This is a genomic window from Streptomyces blattellae (genome assembly GCF_009709555.1).
Taxonomy (GTDB): Bacteria; Actinomycetota; Actinomycetes; order Streptomycetales; family Streptomycetaceae; genus Streptomyces; species Streptomyces blattellae.
Genome location: NZ_WJBG01000229.1, coordinates 1 through 5,673 on the forward strand (window position 1 = coordinate 1; position 5,673 = coordinate 5,673).

The 5,673-nt window shown below is 67.8% G+C and carries 5 protein-coding genes and 1 pseudogene; 2 read left to right on the top strand and 4 right to left on the bottom strand.

The annotated features are described in order from the left end of the window. Positions 1-1,226 (bottom strand): ISAs1 family transposase (locus GFH49_RS33825; protein ID WP_155059883.1); only part of this gene is annotated, 1,226 nt, incomplete at its 3' end. Between the two features lie 285 nt (positions 1,227-1,511). Between GFH49_RS33825 and GFH49_RS41680 the strand changes: the two genes are divergently transcribed. Continuing rightward, positions 1,512-1,790: a hypothetical protein gene (locus GFH49_RS41680; RefSeq protein WP_155059884.1), complete on the top strand. Its 279-nt coding sequence runs from the start codon at positions 1,512-1,514 to the stop codon at positions 1,788-1,790. A 147-nt stretch (positions 1,791-1,937) separates the two neighbouring features. Next, positions 1,938-2,348, top strand: a complete 411-nt coding sequence (locus tag GFH49_RS33835; RefSeq protein WP_155059885.1) for a nuclear transport factor 2 family protein — start codon at positions 1,938-1,940, stop codon at positions 2,346-2,348. Between the two features lie 34 nt (positions 2,349-2,382). Here GFH49_RS33835 and GFH49_RS33840 read toward each other — a convergent pair. The 3 genes and pseudogenes from GFH49_RS33840 to GFH49_RS33850 all read right to left on the bottom strand — a co-directional run bounded on the left by GFH49_RS33840 (position 2,383) and on the right by GFH49_RS33850 (position 5,625). Beyond that, a pseudogene (locus GFH49_RS33840) lies at positions 2,383-3,902 on the bottom strand (ISKra4 family transposase). 49 nt (positions 3,903-3,951) lie between these two features. Further along, complete coding sequence (locus GFH49_RS33845; RefSeq protein ID WP_155059886.1) at positions 3,952-4,416, bottom strand: hypothetical protein; 465 nt, start codon at positions 4,414-4,416, stop codon at positions 3,952-3,954. 48 nt (positions 4,417-4,464) lie between these two features. Next, positions 4,465-5,625, bottom strand: coding sequence for an IS30 family transposase (locus GFH49_RS33850; protein WP_155057820.1), 1,161 nt, complete (start codon positions 5,623-5,625; stop codon positions 4,465-4,467). Between the last annotated feature and the right edge of the window lie 48 nt (positions 5,626-5,673).

A 5,673-nucleotide genomic window follows, 5' to 3' on the forward strand; every position in this document is an offset into this window, starting at 1 on the left:
CAGGGTGCGTGCGTTCTCACGTGGTGAGACCGAATAGGTGGAGTGCGTCGGTTGGGTGGTCTCGGTAGTGGTCGTTCGCGGCGGCGATGTTCTTGTGCCCGGCGAGGCGGGCGAGGCTGATGGCGAGGTTGCGGAAGGCTGTCATGGCAGCGGGGTGTGCTGCCGGTGCGTACCCGGGAGGCGTCCTCGTCGTAGGTGACGTCCCTGACGTGGTGCATGGCTTCAACTCCCCAGTGGTCGCGAGCGATCCGGGCCAGATCGGCGGCGCTCGCGGTGGCCGTGGGAGCGCTGGTGACGCCGAGTTCGGCATAGCAGTGGATCTTCCTGTCGCCCCGGCCGGTGGTGGTGCGCTCGATGAGCACGGCCCGCATGGCGTGGGGGAAGTCGACCTGTTCGGGCGCGGGCAGGACCTTGAGGGTCCGTGTCTCGGTGCGACCCCGGTTGCGTTCGGTCCTCTCGTGGGCGAGCGGGGTGTTCTCCCAGTCCAGGCCGTCCAGGCGGGCGAAGAGGCCGGGCTGGTTGCCCAGCACCGGGAAGTAGTAGAAGGCGCCGCGTTCGTGCAGGTAGGTGGCGTGGGACCGCTGGCAGTGCAGTGCGTCGGCGGTGACGACGAGTCCGGCGATGGACTCCAGGGTGTCCAGGACCGCCGGGAAGTGGGTGACCTCGCAGCCCTTGTCGCGCATCGCGCGCTGGGCGGCCACCGTGCCCGTCTCGGGGCGGAACACCGACAGCAGGTGCAGTTGCTTGCCCTCGGCGTCGATTGCACCGCACACGGTCTTGCCGTCCGCGGCCAGCGATTTCACCCCGCTGCTCACGACGTCGTCCAGCGGGTCGGCGGCGAGTGCCTCGGTGAAGGCGGTCACGGCGTCATCCAGTGCGTCGCCGTCAATCCTGGTCAGGGTCCGGCCGAAGGTGGTGGCGGCCGGCACTCGTCCCTCCGCCCCGTCGGCAAGCCCCAGGTCGCTGAGCAGGGCGGGAGTGACACCGTGTGCCCAGCGCACGATCGCGGCGAGCGAGCGCGCGCCGCACAGGACCGCCACGGCGGCGACCGACAGCAGGCCGGTGAACGGGTAGCGGCAGCCCTGCCTGCGGCGCGGATCGGGTACGAGCGTCAACGCGTCCAGCAGTGTCATCACCTCCGCGGATCTGCCCAAAGTGTCCTGGTCAAGGGGGACTTCAAGGGCATCGAGGGTGCAGGCAAGGTCCTCGATCAGACAGGATGGCATCCGGGCACGGTTCCTCTGACTCACGCGGCTTCGACTCCACGTGATCAACGAGGGCCGTGCCCTCCTGTGTCGGCACCGTCAACACCCCACCGCGAGCAGCGCTTTCGTCCCACGATCCGAGAACGCACGCACCCTGCGGCGGGTGGTGACGCAGCGTGTGCGTAGGCGTTGGTTGGTGGGGTTGCGGATTCCTTGCATTTTGAGTTCCCGGTCACGCCGGGTGACAAGGGCTGGTTGGAGGCAGGACGGATTCTGCGGTTCTCATGACAGCAGGGCGGCCTCTGCATGATCGTGTCTTCTCGCCACGAGTTGACAGTCGATCAGGCAAAGGCCGTGATGCACACTCTTCCCTCTCCCACGCCCGATGTCGATGCTCTGCGCGAGCTGGCATCGTTCCGGACCCAGTTGCGCTCCTGTCTGCACCGACGGGGCGATGCGCTGTTCGAACTCACCGATGCGATGCTGTGCACCGCCGGTCCGGTGCAGTCACCGGTCGAACTGTCGCTGGAACCGGAGTTGGGTGTGGCTCGCTTGCAGGGACGCTGCGAGCTGGAGGTTTGCTGATGTGGCTGCGCGTGGTGGGGGTCTGCTCGTAGCGTCGGGTCCCGATGTGGCCGAGCTGACCTTGCCGCCCCTCGGCCAGGTCACCGGCCACGGGATGACGCTCTCCAGGACCTGGCTGAGTTTCTCTTGCGGCCCGTGAGGACTTCCATGGCACTGAACATTGATGACCGCATCGTCATCTCCGAGTTGATCTCGCTGCACGGTCACCTGTGCGACGAGGGAGAGTTGGACCGGTTGGATGAGTTGTTCACCGACGATGTCGTCTACGACATCACGGACTTCGGCCAAGAGCCGCTGACGGGGGTGGAGGCCATTCGAGCGGCGGCTGTCACCTTGGGTGACGCGAACCCCGTGGGCCATCACGTGACGAACATCGTCCTCACGGAGGGAGACGACGGCCAAGTGCACGCCCGTTCCAAGGGCATCGGAATCAACAGGGACGGAACGAGCGGCAGCGTGACCTATGAAGACATCATCGTGCTCACCGGGCAGGGCTGGCGCATCAGTTACCGCAAGATCGTCGCACGGCGGGTGCCGTTGGGCGGGCGGACGAAGTGAACTGCTGTATCCCTTTTTACGCGGATCCTGCTGATCAAACGGTGAGGCCGTAGTCGTGTCGGTCGGGGGTGGGGTAGAGGCGTTCATGTTCGCGGGCGAGGTGGTGTCGCCAGTACTCCTCGAAGTCGCCGTTGTCCTTCAGGGCGTGGCTTCGGAGCCGGCCAGGCCCCATCGTGACCCGGTGATGGCGAGCCTGTCGGCGATGACGTGGCGGCAGGCGCCCTCGATCGCGCCGGTGGCGATCGGCCAGCCGGAGGCCAGCGCGGTGTCGTAGTGCAGGCGGTCCGCGTGGCCGGTGAGGTAGCGGATGCAGGCGTCGGCGCCCTCGCGGCCGGTCCCGCGCAGTCCACCCTGGTCTGCCTGCGCGGTGATCTCGGCAACGGCCCGGGCGGCCTGACCGTGCAGGATGGTCGTCAGGTGGCCGGCGACCCAGGCTTCGCACTCGGGGGTGCCGGGCTGGTGGAAACAGTGGGCCGCACCCCACACATATTCACTCACATGCACGATATCGATCAGGATGTGCACTTTGATACCGCGCCTGCCAGCCTCGGCCTGGACCAGATCGATCTGGTGGTGGGCGCCGTCGACGAGCACGAGCCAGTTGCGCGCGTGATCCCGGTCGCGGGCCTCGGCCTGGTCGAAGGCGGCAGCGACGGTGTGCTCGGCAGGGTGGACCACCGAGCCGCACAGCCACTTCGCGGCCGCCTTCGGCCCCGGCCGGGGCTGCCGGTCCCCGCCGCGTCCCTGGGGCGGGGCGATGATGTCGTGCGGACGACGCACCGCGGGATCGACATCGAACACGCAGGCCAGCGTGGCCATACGCTTCCGGTTCGTTTTCTCGCCCGGCGCCAGCCTCGTGCGCATCGCCTGTTTCTTGTCCCGGTGCGCCTTCAACGTCGCGGGCCGCAGGGCCTCGGGCCTCATGACGATGCCCTTGCCGTCGACCCGCAGGACCAGCGCGGTGGACGCGGTCGCCGGCATGGGCACCCTGGCGAGGTAGAAACTGTCGATGTCGCGGGCCGCCTCGACGACCAGGCGCTCCGCCTGCCGCTTGCCCAGCACCTTCCCGCACCGCCGGTCGATCGCCTCCTTGGCCTGGTCATAGGACCCGCGGACGGCCTCGGTGACCGCGAGCCGGCGCAGGCCGTGCGAGTGCAGCCCGGCAGGCAGCGACAGGACCGCGTCGAGCGGGCAGACACTGGTCATCGACCTGCCCCGCCACGCGGTCCGCGTCACGGTGACCGTGCCGAATACACAGGCCAGACGCCTCGAATGCCCTGGTTCACGATGAGGGCGGACCTTTCCGTCCGCGCCCCGGACCACCTCCCGGCCGACGCGCCGCACCTGGTCCCGCTCCCGTCGCTCCCGCAGGTCGAGATGGGCCTGGAACAGCAGCCGCAGCAGCTCACGGCCCTGAGCCTCGATCAGATTCTCCAGGTCGTGGTGGGGCAGCGCGGACGAGGCCGGGCCGGCCAACACCCCTGTCAGGCGGTCGAAGGCCCTTGCCGCGGCGGCGAACGGATCGCTGGCGTCGAAGGCGTCGTACGGTTCCACAACGGCCCTTCTTTCTTCTGTACTTCGGTCTGGCTGGTTACCTCCGAAGTTAGAGAGAAGGGCCTTTATCGTTCTGCAAGTCCGCCGAATCCATGTCCCGGCCCGGGTGGGCCGCCGTGAACTGTCCGGGCTCGGCCTCCGTCAGCCAGCCCCGTTCCACCAGCCGCTTCAGCTTCCCCCGCGTCCCCTCGATCTTGGCAGTCACCGCGGGCAGACCGATCCGGGGCACGACCTGCTTCGCCTGCACCGGCTTCCCCGCATCCATGACGACCTCCACGATGTCCCGGTACACATCCGGCAGCACCTCCACCGACAGCCCCTCCCGCCAGTGCGGCACCATGATCGCCCCCACCACCCGCACCCCGGGATCCACCACACCCTGCGGCCCCGAGCCCACGGTCACCGACACCATCCCCCCGGGCCCTCCCAGCTCCGTGATCACCTCGGCAACCGTCTCCCGAGTGATGCGCAACCGCGACCACGCCTCCCGCTCGCCCTCAAGACGCGCGGTCAACTCCGCGATCTCTACCTCAAGGGGGCGGTTTCTATCAGTGGTTGCGAATCACCTGGTCAATGGGCCTGTGAGGCATTCTCGCATGACCTCGGCTGGGGTCCTGTCGCCAAGGACGAGTCGGGGGCGCCGGTTGAGCTGATGCGCGACTTCGCGGAGGTCTCGTGCAGTGTGGACGGACAGGTTGGTGCCCTTGGGAAAGTACTGCCGCAGCAGGCCGTTGGTGTTCTCGTTCGTGCCGCGCTGCCAGGGTGAGTGCGGGTCGCAGAAGTAGATCCGGAACCCGGTCAGCGCCTCGATGTCCTCGTGCAGGGTCAGCTCACGGCCCTGATCCCAGGTCAGCGTCCGCCGCAGCTGGGGCGGGATGTGCGCGGTCTGCGTGATGAGCGCGTTGCGGACCTGCGGGGCCTTCCAGCCGTGCGGCAGGTGGATCAGGTGCACGTAGCGGGTCGTGCGCTCGACGAGGGTGCCGATCGCGGAGCCCTGGCCGCGACCGATGATCAGATCCCCTTCCCAATGCCCGGGAATAGTACGGTCGTTGACCTCGATGGGTCGCTCGTGGATGAGCGTCATGTTCTTGATCTTGTTCAGTGTGGGGACACCACGGCGCTGCTTCTTGCGGCGGGTGCGGCCGGTGCGGAGCTTGGCCTCGCGGCGGCCGAGGAGGCCGGCGAACAGGGCCCGGTAGATCGTCTCCGGACAGGCCCGCATCGCCACGTCATTCGCGTACTCGCGGGCCAGGTAACGCGCGATCTGCTGCGGCGACCACTTTTCGGTGAGCTTCTCGCGCACGAGCGTCCGCAGCGGCTCGCTGCCGCGGATCTTCTCCTCCTTGGGACGGCGGCGCCGCAGCAGGGACTGGTTGTGGGCCCACCAGGGGTGGTAGCTGCCGTCCGGCTTCGCGTTGCGCTTGATCTCGCGGTAGACGGTCTGAAAGCTCTTCCCGATCGACGCGGCGATCTCCTTGACGGTCTGCTTGGCCTGCAGTCCGTCGGCGATGGCGATGCGGTCGTTCTGAGTCAGGAAGCGCGGCGATATCGGGCCGGCGTCGGGGACGATCATGCTTCCAGCTTCGATGAACCAGTTCGAACCACAGCTGGCGGAGACCCCCACCACCCGGGCCGCCGCCGCACCCTTGTAGCCCTCCCTGAGCAACTCGAAATACCGCTTCTTCACCGAGCTCGGCATCTTGTTGGGGGCGTACTTCGGCATCCGAACGCTCTCCTTCCGGGGCGTTCGCAATCACCGATAGAAGTCAAG